This window comes from Kribbella polygonati (assembly GCF_050320105.1).
GTDB lineage: Bacteria > Actinomycetota > Actinomycetes > Propionibacteriales > Kribbellaceae > Kribbella.
Window position 1 is genome coordinate 595,074 of record NZ_CP190129.1, and the last position, 16,248, is coordinate 611,321.

Annotated in this window: 15 protein-coding genes; 12 read left to right on the plus strand and 3 right to left on the minus strand. The window is 69.5% G+C overall.

Features of this window, described 5'->3' with window-relative positions; genetic code table 11:
• Positions 1–46: 46 nt before the first annotated feature.
• The 4 genes from ACQHIV_RS02805 to ACQHIV_RS02820 are packed head-to-tail and all read left to right on the plus strand — an operon-like array spanning position 47 to position 4,267.
• On the plus strand, positions 47–703 hold the full coding sequence (locus ACQHIV_RS02805) for a GNAT family N-acetyltransferase (RefSeq protein WP_427891332.1): 657 nt from the start codon (positions 47–49) through the stop codon (positions 701–703).
• A complete protein-coding gene (locus ACQHIV_RS02810; RefSeq protein WP_427891334.1) occupies positions 696–1,331 on the plus strand; it encodes a MurR/RpiR family transcriptional regulator in 636 nt (211 codons plus the stop codon). The genes ACQHIV_RS02805 and ACQHIV_RS02810 overlap by 8 nt, the downstream gene beginning before the upstream one ends.
• Complete coding sequence (gene menC / locus ACQHIV_RS02815) at positions 1,321–2,445, plus strand: o-succinylbenzoate synthase (RefSeq protein WP_427891336.1); 1,125 nt, start codon at positions 1,321–1,323, stop codon at positions 2,443–2,445. Before ACQHIV_RS02810 ends, menC begins: the two co-directional genes overlap by 11 nt.
• Before the next feature lie 4 nt (positions 2,446–2,449).
• Entirely contained in the window at positions 2,450–4,267 is a 1,818-nt protein-coding gene (locus ACQHIV_RS02820) for an amidohydrolase family protein (protein WP_427891338.1), read from the plus strand.
• Here the strand turns inward: ACQHIV_RS02820 and ACQHIV_RS02825 are convergent.
• Positions 4,257–4,547 carry a hypothetical protein gene (locus tag ACQHIV_RS02825; protein WP_427891340.1) on the minus strand — a complete coding sequence of 97 codons (291 nt, stop codon included), beginning with the start codon at positions 4,545–4,547 and terminating at the stop codon, positions 4,257–4,259. The genes ACQHIV_RS02820 and ACQHIV_RS02825 overlap by 11 nt on opposite strands.
• 136 nt (positions 4,548–4,683) lie before the next feature.
• Between ACQHIV_RS02825 and dapF the strand changes: the two genes are divergently transcribed.
• From dapF to ACQHIV_RS02850, 5 genes are all read left to right on the plus strand, one after another.
• On the plus strand, positions 4,684–5,523 hold the full coding sequence (gene dapF, locus ACQHIV_RS02830; RefSeq protein WP_427891342.1) for a diaminopimelate epimerase: 840 nt from the start codon (positions 4,684–4,686) through the stop codon (positions 5,521–5,523).
• A gap of 43 nt (positions 5,524–5,566) precedes the next feature.
• Positions 5,567–7,048, plus strand: coding sequence for a GTPase HflX (gene hflX / locus ACQHIV_RS02835; RefSeq protein ID WP_427891344.1), 1,482 nt, complete (start codon positions 5,567–5,569; stop codon positions 7,046–7,048).
• Positions 7,049–7,127: 79 nt separating this feature from the next.
• Positions 7,128–7,814, plus strand: coding sequence for a DUF6345 domain-containing protein (locus ACQHIV_RS02840; protein ID WP_427891346.1), 687 nt, complete (start codon positions 7,128–7,130; stop codon positions 7,812–7,814).
• Between the two features lies 1 nt (position 7,815).
• Positions 7,816–8,505, plus strand: a complete 690-nt coding sequence (locus tag ACQHIV_RS02845; protein ID WP_427891347.1) for a hypothetical protein — start codon at positions 7,816–7,818, stop codon at positions 8,503–8,505.
• A gap of 11 nt (positions 8,506–8,516) precedes the next feature.
• The gene (locus ACQHIV_RS02850; RefSeq protein ID WP_427891349.1) at positions 8,517–8,807 is read left to right on the plus strand and encodes a hypothetical protein; all 291 of its coding nucleotides are present in this window, start codon (positions 8,517–8,519) and stop codon (positions 8,805–8,807) included.
• A gap of 52 nt (positions 8,808–8,859) precedes the next feature.
• Here ACQHIV_RS02850 and ACQHIV_RS02855 read toward each other — a convergent pair whose 3' ends face one another.
• Entirely contained in the window at positions 8,860–11,226 is a 2,367-nt protein-coding gene (locus ACQHIV_RS02855; protein ID WP_427891351.1) for an immune inhibitor A domain-containing protein, read from the minus strand.
• A gap of 189 nt (positions 11,227–11,415) precedes the next feature.
• Here ACQHIV_RS02855 and macS point away from each other — a divergent pair, with 189 nt between their 5' ends.
• The gene (gene macS, locus ACQHIV_RS02860) at positions 11,416–12,528 is read left to right on the plus strand and encodes a MacS family sensor histidine kinase (protein ID WP_427891353.1); all 1,113 of its coding nucleotides are present in this window, start codon (positions 11,416–11,418) and stop codon (positions 12,526–12,528) included.
• Between the two features lie 55 nt (positions 12,529–12,583).
• On the plus strand, positions 12,584–13,216 hold the full coding sequence (locus tag ACQHIV_RS02865) for a response regulator (protein ID WP_427896395.1): 633 nt from the start codon (positions 12,584–12,586) through the stop codon (positions 13,214–13,216).
• Positions 13,217–14,113: 897 nt separating this feature from the next.
• On the opposite strand, the gene ACQHIV_RS02870 is transcribed toward ACQHIV_RS02865, so the two are convergent.
• On the minus strand, positions 14,114–14,956 hold the full coding sequence (locus ACQHIV_RS02870; protein WP_427891354.1) for an oxidoreductase: 843 nt from the start codon (positions 14,954–14,956) through the stop codon (positions 14,114–14,116).
• 189 nt (positions 14,957–15,145) lie between these two features.
• Here ACQHIV_RS02870 and ACQHIV_RS02875 point away from each other — a divergent pair, with 189 nt between their 5' ends.
• Positions 15,146–16,180: an AraC family transcriptional regulator ligand-binding domain-containing protein gene (locus ACQHIV_RS02875; protein WP_427891356.1), complete on the plus strand. Its 1,035-nt coding sequence runs from the start codon at positions 15,146–15,148 to the stop codon at positions 16,178–16,180.
• Positions 16,181–16,248 lie beyond the last annotated feature (68 nt).

Genomic DNA, 16,248 nt, shown 5'->3' on the forward strand with positions numbered 1-16,248 from the left:
GATCCACCGTTGGCCAGAGTTCACCGACTGCGGCTATGGTCAGGATATGAATCGTATCTCTGAGGTGAGCTTTCGCGCGGTGTCGCTCACCACGGCGTCCCGGTTCGCCGAGGCGTCGGCGCTCTACCGGGAGGTGTTCGGGTACGACGACCCGGCGTACGGGCTGAATCCGCGGCTGCTCGGGGCGCTCGCGAGCAACGGCGGCTCGGTGGTCGGGATCCTCGACGAGAGCGATCAGCTGGTCGCGTTCGCGTACGGCTTCTGCGCCACCGACCGGCGCGGGTTCTACCACTACTCGCAGTCCGCGGTGGTCGCCGCCGGGCAGCAGGGCCGCGGCCTCGGGCGGATGCTCAAGCACGCTCAGAAGGAAGTTGCCCTCAGCCACGGAATGTCGCGGATGCGCTGGACCTACGACCCGGCGCAGATCCGCAACGCGCACTTCAACCTCGACGTACTGGGTGCGCGCGGGCGCTGGTTCGCGCCGGACATGTACGGTCCCGGCACCGACCGCGTCGTGGTCGAGTGGGACCTGACCCGCGAGCATCCGGCCACGCCGACCCCGGTGGCCGAATTGGCGGTGCCGACGACCGACCTGCGCGGCTCGTTCGAGGCGCTGCTGGGCAAGGGCCTCGTCGCGGTGTCGTGCCGGCGGCGCCCGGACGGTACCGGCGTCTACTACTTCGCGGCGGCCGACGATGCGTGACAACCGCGAGCTCACCAGCCCCCAGGAGCGGTACGACGCCCGCCTCCAACGCCGCTCGTCGACGCTGCTGCAGCGCCGCGTGGTCGAGCAGGAACGCGCCTCCATCGACGAGGCGCTGGACCAGATCCTCACCGACGGAGCGATCGCCCAGGCGGCCGCCCGGATCGTCGCGGCCCGCCGCCGGTTCATCATCGGCTCCGCGAAGTCGTTCTCGTACGCGTCGCTGCTCGCGTTCGACCTCGGCGCGGGGCTGTCCCAGGTGACGCTGGTCGACGGCACCGTCGTGCGCGGCGTCGACGTACTCGCCGACGTCCGGTCGAACGACCTGATGGTGGCGTTCTCGTTCCGGCGGTACCGGCGGGACACGGTCGAGATCGCGCAGCGGTTCGTGGATGCAGGCGGGGAACTCGTCGCGATCACGGACTTCGAGGACGCGCCGCTCGCGAAGGTCGCCGACCAGAGCATCTACGTCGCCACCGGGAGTGCGTCGTACGTCGACTCGCCGACCGTCGTCGCCTCCGTACTGCACGTCCTCGCGACGCTCACCACCGCCAGCGCGAAGGGCGCTCGGCGGCGGCTGGTCGAGCGGGACCGGCTGAACACGGAGCTGGGGTTGTATGTCAACTGAGCTGCAGGTGGTCGCGGCGCGGCTGCACCGGGTGCGGATGCCGCTCGTCCACGCCTTCCAGACCAGCTCCCACCGCAAGGCCTACCTCGACCACATCCTGGTGGCACTGGAGGACGCGTCGGGCGCCGTCGGCTGGGGCGAGATCGCCTCGCCGTCCGACCCGTACTACGCCTCCGAGACCGTCGAGACGTGCTGGCACATCGCCTCGCGCTACCTCCTCCCGGCGATCATCGGCCGCCGCTGGACCCACCCTTCCCAACTCCAGGCAGACAAGATCCGCGGCAACCAGTTCGCCAAGTCCGGGCTTGATGTGGCCGCCTGGGTCCTGTGGGCCGAGGCGCAACAACTGCCTCTGGCAACAGTTCTGGGAGGACAGCGCACCGAGGTCGTCGCGGGTGTTTCGCTCGGTATCGAACCGACGATCGACGATCTCCTGGCGCAGGTACAGCAACAGGTCGAATCCGGGTACCCGAGGGTGAAGTTGAAGATCGCCCAGGACTGGGATGTGGAACCGGTGCGGGCGGTGCGGGCGGCGTACCCGAAGCTGGATCTGCATGTGGATGCGAACGGGATCTACACCGCCGGCGAGCTGGATCGGCTGGTCGAGCTGGATGGCTTCGGGCTGACGATGATCGAGCAGCCGTTCGCTCCGCGCGACCTGCTCGCGCATGCGGAGTTGCAGCGGAGGATCGGTACGCCGGTGTGCCTCGACGAGAGTGTCGAGACGGTGGCCGACCTGGAGACGGCGCTCGGGCTGGGGGCGCTGCGGGTGCTCAACATCAAGGTGTCGCGGATGGGCGGGCTGACTGCGGCGCGGGCGGCGCACGATCGGGCCCAGGACGCCGGGATCCCGGTCTGGTGCGGCGGCATGCACGAGTTCGGCGTCGGCCGGCTCGCGAACGTCGCGCTATCCAGCCTCGCCGGCTTCACCCTCCCATCGGACGTGTCCGCCTCGGAGAAGTACTACGCCCGGGACATCGTCGAGCCCGCCGTGACCGCCGTCGGCGGGGTCGTCCAGGTACCGGACGGGCCGGGGCTCGGGCATCAGGTCGACCGGGAGTTCGTCGTCGCGAACACGGTCGAGGAACTGCGCCTCGGCCCAGGACAGGAGTGACTCGATGCGCGTCGCGGTGACCGGCGGGACGATCGTGGACGGCACCGGCAGCGAGCCGTACCCCGGGACGGTCGTGATCGAGGGCGGCCGCATCAGTGCGGTGCTGCCGCCTGCCGAACCGGTCTCCGACGCCGAGGTGATCGATGCCACGGGCAACATTGTGGCACCGGGGTTCGTCGATCTGCACTCACATGCGGATTTCAGTCTCGGCACAAGTCCGGCCGCCGAGTCGCAGCTCGCGCAGGGCGTCACGACGCTGGTCGCGGGGAACTGCGGGTGGTCGCCGTTCCCGGTGGGTGACCTGGAGGCGTTGAAGGCCGGTACGGCGTTCCTCGGCGAGCAGCACGGGTGGTCGTGGACCGATCTGGGCGGGTTTGCTGCAACGTTGGAACCGGCGGTGAACCTGGCGCTGCAGGTCGGCCATTGCACGTTGCGGATCGCCGCGATGGGCACTGCTCAGCGAGCTCCGTCACCGGACGAGCTGCGGCTGATGCAGGACCTGCTGCGCTCGGCCGCGGACCAGGGTGCGGTCGGCTTTTCCACAGGCTTGATCTACGCGCCTGGTACGTATGCGTCCCCCGAGGAAGTCGCCGCCCTGGTCGCCACGGCCGCCGAGTGCGACCTCCTCTACTCCACCCACATCCGCAACGAAGGCGCCGGCCTCCTGACAGCCCTCGACGAAGCAATCACCGCGGCTCGCGCCGGCGGAGCCCGCCTGGAAATCTCCCACCTGAAGGCCGTCGGCCACCCCAACCACGGCCTCGTCACCACCGCCCTCGAACACCTCGACCGCATCACCGACCTGGACCTCGGCTGGGACGCCTACCCCTACACAGCCACCAACACCACCCTCACCACCCGCCTCCCCAGCTGGGCCCTCGCAGCCCCTCACCCCCAAGCCCCACCCTCCACAGAGCCCACCCACCCACCGCGGGATGCGGCGCATGCCGCCCGCCCACCGCGGGGCGCGGAGCACCGCGCCCGCCCACCGCTGGACGCGGAGCGTCGTGCCGACCCGCCGCTGGAGGCGGAGCGCCCTGCCCGTCCACCGGCGGATGCGGCGCATGGCCCCCGCTCACCGCGGGGCGCGGAGTGGCGCGCCCGCTCACCGCTGGACGCGGAGTGGCGCGCCGAGCCGCCGGTGGAGGGGGAGCGCCCTGCTCGTCCGCCGCTTCTTGAGCGGCTGGCTGATCCGGTGGAGCGTGCGCGGATTGTGGAAGCGCTGCGGGCAGACGAGCTGCTCTCGCCGGACACGGTGGTGATCGCCTCGTTGCCGCCCGGGCGCTACGAGGACTGTCGCGGGATGAGCCTGTCCGAGATCGCTCGTCAGGACGGCGTCGACGCCGCCGAGATCGTGCTGCGGATTCTCGAGTCGCACGATGCCGCCGTCAGCGTCGTCAACCATGCGATGCGGGAGGAGGACGTGACGACCGTCCTCCAGCACCCACGGACCGCGATCGCCAGCGACGGCTGGATCATGGACGCCGCCGGCCCCGGGCACCCGCATCCGCGGAACTTCGGCACCTTCCCGCGCGTGCTCGGCCACTACGCCCGCGACCGCGGCCTGTTCACCCTCGCCGAGGCGATCCGCCGGATGACCTCGCTCCCGGCGTCCCGCCTCGGCTGGTCCGACCGCGGCGTGATCAAGCCCGGCGCCATCGCCGATCTCGTCGTCCTCGACGCCACCCGGATCGCCGACAAATCGACGTACGACGACCCCTGGCAACTCTCGGTCGGCGTACAACACGTCCTGATCGCCGGCGAACCAGCCCTCACCGCGGGCGTACCGACCGGCCGCCGCGCAGGACGGGTTATCGCTTGAAGCGCTTCGGCTCGGTCGGCAACGGGACCGGCGGTGTGTCCTGCGGCCGGGATCCAGCCGCTGGCGCGACACCGTGCCGTACCGCGGAGTCGTCCTCCAGCCAGCCGTCGTACTCGTCGAGCGCTTCGTCGAGCGCCAGCCGATCTGGGTCAGCCAGCACGACGATCCACGGGTGATCCTCGTCGTCGTCCTCCCCGTGGAAGCGCCCGCGCCGCACCACCCCACCCAGCCGCTCGGCAACCGCAGCGGCATCCTCCCGCTCCCAGAAGCACGCGATCATGCTCAAACGGTACGACCCGGACCTGCACCACTCATCAACCACACCTGCGGCCGGCAGGCGGTCGACGACTGAGTGTGCGGCCGCCTCACGGCCGATGGTTACTGAGTGGTGGAGATCCGCCCCGTACGCTTGCCCCATGAGTACGTTTCCCTGGTTGAAGGGCCACGGCACGGAGAACGACTTCGTGATCCTGCCCGACCCGGACGGTTCCGTGCACGGCGAGCTCGACGCGGCCGTGGTGCGGTTCCTCTGCGACCGGCACGCAGGTCTCGGCGCGGACGGCGTACTGCGGGTGATCCAGGGCGACAGGCAGTCGTACGTCGAGGACGGCGGCGACTGGTTCATGGACTACCGGAACGCGGACGGCTCGATCGCCGAGATGTGCGGCAACGGCGTCCGGGTGTTCGTGAAGTACCTCGCGGAGGCGGGCCTGATCGACGGCAAACCGGTCCGGGTCGGTACCCGCGCCGGCGTCAAGGAGGTCTCCCAGAACGACGACGGCACGCTCACCGTCGACATGGGCGCCCCGCGACTCCCCGACGCTGCCGGGATCGTAGTGGAGGCCAACGGTCACCAGTGGCCGGCGCTGCACGTCGACATGGGCAACCCGCACGCGGTCGCGTTCGTCGACAGCCTGGACGAGCCGGGCAACCTGTGCGACCAGCCCACCTGGACCCCGGCGGCCGCGTTCGCGAACGGGGTGAACATCGAGTTCGTCGTACGGCGGGACGCGCACGACGTACAGATGCGCGTGCACGAGCGCGGCGCGGGGGAGACCCGCTCGTGCGGCACGGGGACCTGCGCCGTGACCGTGGCGGCGGCGCGGCAGGCTCGGGACGAGCTCCCGGTGACGTACCGGGTCGGCGTACCGGGCGGTGAAGTCAGTGTGACATGGCGTGCGGACAACCATCTGGAACTCACCGGTCCCGCGGTACTACACGCGCGGGGTGAGTTCGATCTAGCCTGGTTGCCTTAAACGAGTCGCCGGAGTTGGTGGCCCGTGCCACCATGGAAGGCATATGACGACCCATTCACATTCTTACGACGAGACCACCGACGTCGAACTTGACCTCATCGAGGGCGAGGACTCAGGCGATTCGTTGACGGGTCACGACTCCGAGTTGGGCACCGACGGTCTGGAGCTCGAGGAGCGTCAGGCGCTGCGACGTGTCGTCGGTATGTCGACAGAGCTGACCGACATCAGCGAGGTCGAGTACCGCAAGCTGCTGCTCGAGCGGGTGCTGCTGGTCGGCGTCTGGACCGAGGGCAGCGCCGAGGACGCGGACAACTCACTGGCCGAGCTGAAGCTGCTCGCCGAGACCGCCGGTTCCGAGGTGCTGGACGGCGTGATCCAGCGCCGGAAGAAGCCGGACCCGGCGACCTTCATCGGCTCCGGCAAGGTGGCCGACCTGCGCAACCTGGTCGCGGCCCTCGGCGCCGACACGGTGATCGCGGACGGCGAGCTGGCGCCCGCGCAGCTGCGCAACCTGGAGGACAAGCTCAAGGTCAAGGTGGTCGACCGGACCGCGTTGATCCTGGACATCTTCGCGCAGCACGCGAAGAGCAAGGAAGGCAAGGCCCAGGTCGAGCTGGCGCAGCTGCAGTACATGAAGCAGCGCCTGCGCGGTTGGGGTGGAAACCTGTCCCGCCAGGCCGGTGGACGTGTCGGTGCGGCCGGTGGCGGTATCGGTGGCCGTGGTCCCGGTGAGACGAAGATCGAGACCGACCGGCGCCGGATCAACACCAAGATCGCCAAGCTCCGCCGCTCGCTCAAGGACATGAAGAGCACCCGGTCGACGATGCGCCAGGAGCGCCGCCGGAACCTGGTGCCCTCGGTCGCGATCGCTGGATACACCAACGCCGGCAAGTCCTCGCTGCTGAACCAGATCACCGGTGCGGGCGTGCTGGTCGAGGACGCGCTGTTCGCGACCCTGGACCCGACGACCCGGCGGACGACGACCGCCGACGGCCGCGTGTACACGCTGACCGACACGGTCGGGTTCGTCCGGCACCTGCCGCACGACATCGTCGAGGCGTTCCGCTCGACGCTGGAGGAGGTCACCGACGCGGACCTGCTGCTGCACGTGGTGGACGGTTCGCACCCGGACCCGATCGCGCAGATCCAGGCGGTCCGCGAGGTGCTGGCCGAGATCAACGCGACCGGCGTACCGGAGATCGTGGTGATCAACAAGGCCGACGCCGCCGACCCGCTCGCGCTGGCTCCGATCCTGCACCGCGAGCCGCACGCGATCGTGGTGTCTGCGCGGACCGGTGAGGGCATCGACAAGCTCCGCGAGCTGATCGAGGGCTCGCTGCCGCAGCCGCACGTCCTGGTCGAGGTGCTGCTGCCGTACGAGCGTGGCGACCTGGTCTCCCGGATCCACTCCGAGGGGTCGGTCGAGCAGCTCGAACACACCGCCGACGGCACCAGGATCAGCGGCCGGGTCCACCCGGCGCTGGCCGGCGACCTGACGCCGTACCAGGTAGCCGCAGCCTCGTAGTAACGATCCGTGAGAGGGCGTCGTCGAAGTCTTGGCGGCGCCCTCACTCTGTGTCATCCTCCGATCCAGGGGTGGGGGGATGGCGATCACGATCGGCGTCGTCTGGGCGACGCATTTCCAGCGGCAGGGCCTGAACAAGCTCTGGTACCGGCGGCTGCGGTACGCGTACCGGGCGCCGTCGCTGTTCCTGGAAGGCATGCTCGCGGCCGGTGCGGAGGCGCACCTGGTGACGTTCGACGAGAACCTCGACGACGCGGACCTGGATCCGGGCGGCAGCGCCCAGCAGGTCGACATCCTGTACGTCGCGACGCACGGGATGCGCGGTGCGAACGGATTCGAGCTCGCCCTGCACGCGAACGACTGGCGGCTGCTGGGCGGCGGATTCGGCGACAACGGCCCGGCGATCGTGATCTTCGACTGCTGCGACCTGGTCGACCTGACCGCCAAGGACTGGGACCGGCAGTGGCGGACGGACCGGCTGGGGCCGGAGTTGCGGCTGATCCTCGGGTTCGCCTCGCCGGCGTCGGTGTCCCTGCAGGCGTCGATCCGCGGTACGGCGTTCGCGCGGGAGCTGGCGACCAAGCCGGTGACGGACGCGTGGTTCGTGTCGATCCAGGCCGGGAGCTACGTCGGCACCGACAAGCCGGTCGCGATCGCGTTCGGCGACGACGACCAGGACGCGCGCAACGTCCTCGACCAGCTGAGCATCGGCGCGCTGCCGGGCCCCCGGACCAGCGCGGTCCCCGGCGTCGCGTGGAGGTCGTGAGATGGAGTGGGAAGACCTGTTCCTGCCGGACACGGCCGACTGGGCCGCCGGGCTGATGGGCCGGTACGAGCTGCCGCCGATCCTCACGTACGCGCCGCCGTCGGTGCAGGACGAGGAGGCGGCGCCGAGGTTGCGCGATGTCTCGCTCGAACCGTTCGACATCTCCGGGGGACTGGCCCGGATCCGGCTTGACCAGGACCCGTACCGGCTGTGGGAGTCGGCGCTGGTCTACCTGTACCGGACCGTCCCCGAGCGGCAGGTGTACTCCGAGGAGGACGAGCCACCGTCGTACGTCGACCGGCAGGTGCTGACCCGGATCGCCGGGCTGCCGTCGATCGGCCCCGGCGGCCGGATGATCTGGTTCGACCTTCCGAGCGGGTCGTTCATCGACATCGGCGTCCGGCCGGTCGCGTCGCTGCGGCCGTCGGCCGGCTGGCGCGATCCGGGGCAGCTCCAGACCGCCGTCGACGCGATGGCCGGTGCGGCCCGGGGGTTCAGGTTGCGCGGTGCGCTCGGCTATACGGAGCCCTCGCGGTACGAGCCCGCGCGGACGGCGCGGCCGATGTTCGTGTTCGTGCTGGACGGTCCGCCGCTCGAGGGCGGGCCGCACTGGCGGGTCAGCATCGCCGTACCGGCGACTGTGGACGACGGCGACGGCGCCGGCGCGCAGGATGTGGATTGGTGCGTTTGAGGGGGTTCGGAATGGAAGCGTTCCTGGGAATCGCGTTGGGGGTCCTGATCGCGATCGTCTATCCGGTGCTGAAGGGGTATGTGAAGAAGCAGTTCGGCACGACCGCCAGGCCGGGTCTGCCGGCCTGGGTGCCGAAATACGCCGCGCTGTTGGTGTTCTGCGCGGTGAGCGCGCTGATCCTGCTCGCCGTCGTCAAGGCCGCGAAACCCGATCTGCGCATCACCTTCTGGCCGGCGCTCGTGATGGGCTTCGGCTACGAGGCCGCGATCGAGAAGATCTTCGCGAAACCGCTGACGGCCTAGGCGACGAGTGGCCCGGGAGCCGCAGCTCCCGGGCCACTGGTTGCTCAAGGCATCACTTGCGCTTGCTGACCTGGACCTTCATCGAGGTGCCGGTCTTCGCGAGGACCTTGATGTCGACGCCGTTGTTCGGGACCTTGACGCTGCTCGCCGGCAGGTCGGCGGACCAGTACGACTTGCTGTCGTTGAACGTCGGTACGGCGTTCTGGCCGCGGACGTAGCTCGCCTGCCCGTTGACGTGCAGGGTGAACGAGTCCGCCCGCTCGAGGCCGAACGGCGCGTCGTACGCCGACACCCGCGGCCGCCACAGGGTGCCGTCGATCCGGTTGATCGGCACCGGGTGCGCGTCGACCGGGAGAACCAGGCCGGACCCGGGGTGGGTGCTGGTGTTGTTGTCCGACTGCGAGGTGTCCCAGTACCAGATCAGCAGACCGTCCTGGTACGCGAAGTGCTCCACCTTGTCGCCCAGCGTGTTCAGCCAGCCGAAGTTGTACGGCCCGGTCTGCAGGAACTTGTCGTGGTCGACGTAGTTGATGTTCGACGCCAGGTAGTAGTTGTCGTGCTGGCTCGTGTACGACGACCCGACCGAGCTGAACCCGTTCAGCGTCCAGCCGTCCGGCGAGGTCTCCGCGCCGGAGTCGAGCACAGTGGTGGATCCCGACGTCACCTTGATGTCGTCGGCGAAGAACCCGAACCCGCCGGACGCCGGGTCGGTGACGTAGCGGAACTGCAGCGTGATCGTCTTGCCGGCGTACGCCGACAGGTCGAACGTGGCCGGCTTCCAGCCGTTGCTCTTGCCGTCGATCCCGTTGCCCTCGGCATCGTTGGTGACGGTGCCCTTGATCGGCTTCGCGCCGGTGCCGTCGTTGACGTCGACGTACGCGTAGTCGCAGGCCGTCGTACCGCAGTCCTCGATGTCCCAGTTGGCCTGGAACGTGAGGCTCGCGGGCTGACCGGCCGGCAGGGTGACCTGGCGGCTCATCGTGTGCGTGAAGTTGTTGCCCTGACCGCTCCACCAGTCCTTCGTACCGGTGGGTGGCGTGACGAGCTGGTGCTCCACCGACTTCTTCGGCAGCGGCACCACCAGGCCCTGGGCCTTCTTCGTGTTGTACTCGTGCGGGCCGAGGTCGACGGTCCGGGTCTGGCCGGCGTTCACGATCTCGTAGTCCAGCCAGCCGAGCTGCAGCTTGTCCCAGGCGCCGAGGTCGGCGGCCTGCTCGCCGATACCGCCGTCGGTCGGCGCGCTCACCCGGCTCTGTGCCATCAGGGTCCACCAGTTGACGCCGTTCTCGCCGCCGGCCGTGTCGTACTCGTCCGGGAGGCCGAGGTCGTGGCCGTACTCGTGCGCGAACACGCTGACGCCGCCGTTCTCCGGCTGGATCGTGTAGTCACCGACGTACATGCCGGTGTCGCCGATCTGCGCGCCGCCGTTCGGGTTGCTCGCCGGGCCGCCCGGGAAACCGGCGTACCAGCGGTGCGACCAGATCGCGTCCTCGCCCTGCCACGGGTCGCCGTCGGCCTGGTCACCGCCGGCGTGCACGATCTGGAAGTGGTCGATGTAGCCGTCCGGCTCGTTGAAGTTGCCGTCGCCGTCGTAGTCGTAGCGGTCCCACTGGTCGAACGACTTCAGGTCCGCGGTGATCTCGGCCTTCGTCCGGCCCTTGGCCTCCTGGTCCGCGACCCACTGGTTCACCGCGTCCTGGATCAGGTTCCAGGTGTTGCTGCAGACGTTGCCGGCGCACGGGTAGCCGTTCGACCGGCCGTAGCGGGCCTCGTTGTACTTGACCTTGACCCAGTCGGTGACCTCACCGGACACCGAGTAGCGGCCCGACGACTGCTTCTCGTAGTAGCTCTTCAGCGAGTTGCCGGTGCCGAAGTACATGTCCTGGTAGTGCTGCCGGCTGTAGTCGGCCTGCCAGATCGTCGAGTTGTCGACCGAGCGGTCCGGGGCCGGGATCTGGTTGCGCACCGGTCCGTCGAACCGCGCCGGGCCGGGTGTGGCCGTCGACGTGTCCTGGTCGGGGTAGTTCGGGTGCCGCTCGTTGCCGAACTCCGCGAGTACGACGAAGATCCGGTCGGTCTTCTCGCGGGACAGCTCGACGTACTGGTCGACCTTGCCCTTGGCGTTCTTGGTGCCCTTCGCACCGGCCGCCTTCGCGCCGAGGTTGACGACTGTACTGCCGTTGCGCTGCTCCGGGGTGGCCTGCCCGTTGATGACCTTGGTCAGGGCCTCCTGCCGCAGGTCGCGCCGCTTGTCCTCGAGCGGGCTGGACAGCTCATCTGAGGCCGCTTTCGCATTGGCGATCGGCGCCGACCCTGACGTGGGCGGTGTGGCGGCGGTCCCGGCCGAGGCGGCGGTGATGCCGAGCCCGGTCGTCGCGGCCAGGGCCAGGCTGAACAGCCCGGCGGGTAGCTTGCGCACGATTCCCCTCCGTGTGTGATGACGCTGTGTGATCGATGCTCCCCCGAGCGTGTTTTGCGCGAGGTTACGGGGAAAATCCGGTGAGCTGAAGTGGAAACTGAGCAAAACCTGTGAATGAGCGGGGAAACCTGCATCTCTGAGTAGAAGGGCTCACGCGTGCGCGAGGGCGGGCTTGGCAGACTGTTCCGCGTGGAGCGCCCGACCGTCGACCTGCTGCAGCCGCTGTGGCGTGCGCTGGTGGTGTTCCGGGTGCTCACCTGGGTGTTCGCCGGCCTCGGCGTGTGGGCCCGGTGGGACGGGATCGTCCGGCCGTACGGCGCGGTGCTGCAACTCGCGGTGATGGGCGTGTGGACGCTGATCTCGTCGTACGGCTACAGCATCCGCTGGGGGCGGCGGAACACGCGGCTGGCGTTCGCGGACCTGATCGTCACGGTCGGCTGCATGTACGCGACGCTGTGGGCGCAGCCGCTGCTGGACATCCGCGGGGGTGCGTCCGTGCTGACGTCGGTGTGGGCGGCCGGGCCGGTCCTCGCGCTGGCGATCTCCCGCGGGCGGGACGGCGGGCTGCTCGGCGCGATCACGATCAGCCTCGCGTTGCTGTCACTGCGCGGGGTGGACCACGTGTCGAAGATCCTCAGCAACGTGCAGCTGTTGCTGGTCGCCGGGTTGGTGGTCGGGTACGCCGCCACCACGATGCGTCAGGCGGGGGAGCGGCTGCGGTCGGCGATCACCGCGGAGGGCGCGACCGCGGAACGGCTGCGGCTCAGCCGGTCGATCCACGACGGCGTACTGCAGGTACTGGCGCAGGTCCAGCGGCGCGGTACGGCGATCGGCGGCGAGGCACTCGAACTCGCCGAACTGGCCGCCGAACAAGAGGTTGCCCTGCGCACCTTGATGTCCACGCGCCCCGCCGTGAACGGTGACCGGGTGGATCTGTGCGGGTTGTTGTTGCCGTTGGCCACTACGCGCGTGGACGTCGTCGTACCGGCTGGTCAGGTTCTGTTGCCTGCGGCTACTGCCACGGAGTTGGTTGCCGCGGTCAAGGAGGCGCTGAGCAACGTGACCAAACACGCCGGCGCCGGAGCCCGGGCGTGGGTGGTCGTGGAGGAGCTGGGGGCGGACGTCGTGGTGTCGATCCGGGACGACGGCCTCGGTACGACGCCCGCCCGCCTCGAACAGGCCCGCGTCGACGGCCACCTCGGCGTCAGCCAGTCCATCCGCGGCCGCATCACCGACCTCGGCGGCACCGTCACCGTCCGCACCGCCCCCGGCGAAGGAACCGAATGGGAGCTGAAGATATGACCGCAGTGCTGGATGTCGCCGAGCCGTGTTCGCTTCGACCGTACGGCGGCCGGCGATGACCCGCGTGATGATCGTCGACGACCACCCGATGTGGCGCGAAGGCGTCGCCCGAGACCTCGGCAGCCGCGGGTACGACGTGTGCGCGACCGCCTCGGACGTCGCCTCCGCGGTGAAGATCGCGCTGGCGACCCGGCCGGACGTGGTGGTGATGGACCTCCAGCTCGGCACCGGATCCGGCGTCGACGCGACCCGCGAGATCACCACGGCGCTACCCGACACCCGCGTACTGGTGCTGTCCGCCAGCGCCGAGCAGGACGACGTACTCGCCGCGGTCAAGAACGGGGCGTCCGGGTACCTGGTGAAGTCGGCGTCGCTGGACGAGTTCGACGACGCCGTACGACGTACCGCCGAAGGCGACGCGATCTTCAGCGCGGGGCTGGCGGGATTGCTGCTGGGGGAGTACCGCCGGCTGGGTGGGACCGGTCCGGAGGTCCCGCAACTCACCGACCGCGAAACCGAAGTCCTCCGCCTGGTAGCCCGAGGCCTCACCGCCAAACAGATCGCCACCCGCCTGGTCCTCTCCCACCGCACCGTCGAGAACCACGTCCAAAACACCCTCCGCAAACTCCAACTCCACAACCGCGCCGAACTCGTCCGCTACGCCATAGAAAACGGCCTGAGCGAGTAAGCCCCCCGCGGCTCCCCAGGAAATCCCCCCGCCTGCTCCGCGGGAAAGCCCCCCGCGCGCTCCGTCGCCGCTAGCTTCGTCGCGCTGCTCCTCAGACGCGTCCACTCCGCGCGCCCCACCCGCCCCCCGGGGCTGCCGCCCGGTTTCTGCGAGCTGCCGCTCGCGGGTGACGGCTTGGTGGAGGTGGTGTGTAAGGCGGCTGGTGGTGAGTGGTTGCTGGGGCGTGGGACGAGCGGGTGTTCCGCACGTGTGGAGGTGGTAAGCCCCCGCGTGCTCCGCAGATGCTCCGGTCGCTGCGCTCCCTCCCGCATCCGCTACGCGCGCTCCCACCCACCCCCGGGCTGCCGCCCGGACTTGCGAGCTGCCGCTCGCGGGTGACGGCTTGGCGGAGGCGGTGCGTATGGCCGCTGGTGGTGAGTGGTTGCTGGAGCGTGGGACGAGCGGGTGTTCCGCACGTGTGGAGGTGGTAAGCCCCCGCGTGCTCCGCGGCTGCTCCGGTCGCTGCGCTCCCTCCCGCATCCGCTGCGCGCGCTCCCACCCACCCCCGGGCTGCCGCCCGGACTTGCGAGCTGCCGCTCGCGGGTGACGGCTTGGTGGAGGTGGTGGGTAAGGCGGCCGGTGGTGAGTGGTTGCTGGGGTGTGGGACGAGCGGGTGTTCCGGACGTGTGGAGGTGGTAAGCCCCCGCGTGCTCCGCGGCTGCTCCGGTCGCTGCGCTCCCTCCCGCATCCGCTGCGCGCGCTCCCACCCGCCCCGGGCTGGCGCCCGGTTCTTGCGAGCTGGCGCTCGCGGGCGACTGCTTGGTGGAGGTGGTGTGTGGAGGTGCAGGTGATGGGTGGTTGCTGCGACGCGGACCTGCGCGACGGGCAACTCCCGCTCGTGGGACGGACCGGCCGGCATCAGTTCGATGGCACCCCGGTCGCGCGGCGGATGAACGCGTCGAAGGTTCGGTCGGGCAGCACGTCGCGGAGGAAGATCATCGGTTTGGCGCCGTACCCGATGGCGTAGCGGGTCTTCGGGCTGCGGGCGGCGACGGCCTTGGTGATCGTGCGGCCGATCAGTTCCGGTGGTGAGGAGCGCCGTTGGGTGGAGTCTGAGGCGAGGGAGTCGGCGACGGCGTTGCCTTGTGGTGCGTAGGCGCTGTCGGAGGAGACGGTGCGGACCTTGTCGGCGGCGATGCCGGCCCATTCGCTTCTGACGCCGCCGGGCTCGACGACGATGACGTCGATGCCGAAGGGTGCGACTTCGAGACGCAGGCAGTCGCTGATCGCTTCGAGGGCGAACTTGGTGGCGTGGTACCAGGCGCCGAGCGGGGTGTGGATCTTGCCGCCCATGGAGGTGATGTTGACGATCTTCCCGACGCGGCGGGCACGCATGTGCGGCAGGACGAGCTGGGTCAGCCGTGCGGCTCCGAAGACGTTCACCTCGAACTGGTAGCGGGCCTCGTCCAGCGGCACGTCCTCGAGGGCGCCGTAAGAGCCGTAGCCGGCGTTGTTGACGAGGACGTCGATGCGGCCGGCTTCGGCGATGATCTTGGCGATGCCTTCCTGCAGGGAGACGTCGTCGGTGACGTCCATGCGGATCGGGCGGATGCCTTCGTCGGTGAGCGACGTCATCCGTTCGACCCGGCGGGCCGCCGCGTAGACGGTGTAGCCGGCGGCGACGAGCTCGCGTGCGGTGGCTTCCCCGATGCCCGACGACGCGCCGGTGACGAGGGCGACCTTGGCCGTGTTGTTGCTCATGGTGTGAATCCTTCTTTGAGCGGTGTCGTCGATTTCTGCCTCAACGCTATGAACCGGACAGCGCGGCCGGCACTAGCAGCGGACGCCGTTCGGCATGCAGATCACGCCACGATCGGGTTGACGTGATCTGCAAGCCGTGTGGCGTCCGATGCATGTCCGTGGAGCCGCCTCGGCGACTACGCTCGGCGCATGGCCGGCGAACGCTTCGACCTCGAGCCGAGCATCACAGCCCTCCTGCGCGATGTCGGTATCCCGACCGCGAGGCTCCTTCGGCGGGCCGGCCTGCCGGCAGACCTGTTCGTCCGGCGGCCGGTCGAACTGTCGGTTCCGGAGTACTACCGGTTCTGGGACGCGCTCGACGCCGAGGGCCAAGCTGCCGACTCTGATCGGGACCTCGCGGTCACCATCGGGAACGCGATCTCGGTCGAGCTCTTCTCGCCCCCGATCTTCGCCGCGCTCTGCAGCCCGGACCTCAGTACGGCCGCACGACGCCTCGCCGCATACAAACCCCTCATCGGCCCGGTCAAACTCGACATCGCCACCGCCGAGGACGTGACGATCACCTATCACTGGCCGACCGGCCTGACGCCGCCGGCGCTCCTCGGCACCACCGAGCTGGTCTTCTGGGTCGCGCTTGCCCGCATTGCGACCCGGGAGCACGTCCGTCCCGCTCGCGTCACGATGCCTTCCCCGCCTGCGAACCGCATGCCACTCGAGAACTACCTCGGCCGCCGGGTCCGCAAAGGCGCCGGCTACTCCGTCGTCTTCACCGCCGCCGACGCCGCTCGCCCCTTCCTGACCCAGAACGACCAGATGTGGCGCGTATTCGCCCCCGATCTCCGCCGACGGCTCGCCGACCTGCAAGCCTCGGCCACCGTCGCCGAACGAGTACGCGCCGCCCTCGTCGAAACCCTTCCGGCAGGCGATCCGTCGATCACCGCAGTCACCAACCAGCTCGGCACCACTGCCAGAACTCTGCAGCGCCAGCTCAGCCAGGAAGGCACCTCGTTCCAGGCGGTCCTCGCCGGAACCCGCGAAAACCTCGCCCGGCACTACCTCGCCGGCGGCAACCTGCGCACGTCGGAGATCGCGTTCCTCCTCGGCTACAACGACACCAACTCGTTCTACCGAGCCTTCAAGACCTGGACAGGCGCAACCCCCGAGGCGATCCGGGCAACCGCACGAGCTGCTCCTGTTACGGTTGCGACACGGTCGCTTGTGTGATTGTGGGGTGTTCGTACACTGGGCGTTCCACGGGTGCGTGGATGCTCTGTGTCATGACACCTGCGCTG